Here is a 271-nt window from a genome sequence, read left to right on the forward strand (position 1 = left end):
CTGTGGAGAGAATGAAAGGTTTTACCGTATGTAAACAACTAGGAACAAATGAATTACTTCATGTGAAAAATGAGTATATAAAGCAACTTGAATCAGGTGAGTATACAGTGAAAACGGATATTTCTTGTGCGCAAATCAGTATTAGAAAAGGGGATACAGTTTCTTTAATTGATGGTAGCTGCATGGGATATGATTTAATTAAAAAAGATGGTGTAGAAGGCTGGATAGAGAAAGGAATTCTACTTGAGGTAGAAAAGAAGGGAAATGCAAT

Annotated in this window: 1 protein-coding gene; it reads left to right on the forward strand. The window is 34.3% G+C overall.

Translation table 11 applies throughout. The features are described from left to right. A partial coding sequence (locus SB775_RS29695) for an SH3 domain-containing protein (RefSeq protein ID WP_486360716.1) occupies window positions 1-271 on the forward strand: 271 nt, incomplete at both ends.

It is taken from the genome of Peribacillus sp. SIMBA_075 (assembly GCF_046534585.1).